We start from the raw sequence: 1636 nt of genomic DNA, 5'->3' as shown, positions 1-1636 counted from the left end.
TCGGTGCGTGTCAATGTACCTGTCGCCTTAACTTCATCTAGCTATGGCAACTCCAGCTTCCGGGCGCTCTGGATTCAAGTAAACATCATCTGCAAGTCGCCAATTTCGCGTCTGACCGCTCCAGCGTGTCGGATTAGCTGCTTTGGCAGACGAATACAACGCCGCTCGCGCCTGTAGCAACGCGGTCGCTCTGCCTTCGTGACGCTCGTTGGGCGTGACGTATCGCAGGGCACTGTGCCGGTGCTCCTCGTTGTACCACTCGACAAATTTCTGTACCCAGAGTCTCGCTTCCGTAAGGCTGTCGAACGGACGATCTGGCCACAGTGGGCAGTACTTCGCAGTGCGGAAGAGTGTTTCCGCATAAGCATTATCATTGCTCACCCGCGGACGACTGAACGAAGGCTTAACACCCAGCGAAACCATTTGTTCGCGTAACAGTGAGCCCCTCATCACAAGGCCGTTGTCAGAGTGCAGTACCAAAGGGCGACCCGCTGTTCGCTCACGTAAACACCCTTTCTCAAGCAGCACACAGGCGTTCTCAGCACATTCGGATTCATGGACTTCGTTAACTACAAGCTTGCGGCTGTAGATGTCTTTGACCATGTACCAGTAGTAGAAACGCCCCTTGATCGTGGTTGGCAACCATGTGATGTCCCAGCACCACACCTGGTTCGGGCCATCCGCTCGATGCGTAGTCAAGGTTCGGCGCTTCGGGGCTTTAGCCCGGCCTCGGCGCACATTTTGATTCGCCTCTTTGAGCACTCGATAGAAAGTCGATTCCGATGCCAGGTAAATGCCTTCATCCGCTAATTTGGGCACGATCTGGTGCGGCGTCAGACTGGCATAACCTGGCTGATTTGCAGCGGCTAATACTGCCTGTCGCTCCGCCACACTTAGCTTGTTCGGGGGTGCCTTGCGTTGAACTGTCTGACGCCTATCACCATTGCTATGGCGCCAGCGTTGGATCGTTCGAAGGCACAGCCCTAGCTCGCGGCACGCATGGGATTTTCTTGCCCCCGCTTCGACAGCTTCGGCTATCAAACCTAGTGCCTGCATGCGATCTGAGGAACTGATCAGTCTTCCTTGTCCTTGCCCCAGATCGCATTGGCTTTTTTTCGCAGTTCCAGTAAAGCCTCCGCCTCTTTGCGACCAGCATCAGACTTCGACAACTGGCGTTCTAGTTCCTTGATGCGCCTATGTTCTGCAGTTTTCTTGGCACAAGGTTGGGGCTCAGCTACCTCGTTGGCGTTTTGGCAAGCCAAACGCCATTGCTGGATCTGCTCAGGGAATATCCCTTTCATGCGGCAATACTGAGAGAGCTCGATCTCACTCAAGGGGGCTGTCTCCATGACAGCATTGAATTTGTCGGCGCTGGACCATTGATCGCTGGTCTTGTTGTTACCAGGGACGATCAACCCTTTATCTCTAGCCATTTGTCTCCAGTTTCGCAGGGACTGCGGAGTAACGCCGATTGCAACGGCAAGCTCCGCCACAGAACGGTTCAGAGGCGGCATCATTTGCTGAACAGCCCAGTCTCTGAACTCAGAGTCATAACGCTTTTTCATTACCTTGCACCTTCGCCCCCTTGGATGATTGAGTCAATCAATAGAGGCGACAGGTAGGCTGACACGGGGGG

General features: G+C 54.4%; 1 protein-coding gene. It reads right to left on the bottom strand.

What is annotated here, in order from left to right; all coding sequences use genetic code 11:
- Nucleotides 1–33 precede the first annotated feature (33 nt).
- A protein-coding gene (locus ABE528_RS27280) for an IS3 family transposase (RefSeq protein WP_346654630.1) occupies nt 34–1565 on the bottom strand; the annotation gives its coding sequence in 2 pieces (ribosomal slippage) (nt 34–1106 and nt 1106–1565; 1533 coding nt in all).
- Between the last annotated feature and the right edge of the window lie 71 nt (nt 1566–1636).

It is taken from the genome of Pseudomonas sp. TWI628 (assembly GCF_039673865.1).
GTDB lineage: Bacteria > Pseudomonadota > Gammaproteobacteria > Pseudomonadales > Pseudomonadaceae > Aquipseudomonas.
The sequence above is the reverse complement of the archived record's forward strand: the minus strand, read 5'-3'. Positions and strand labels throughout refer to the sequence as shown.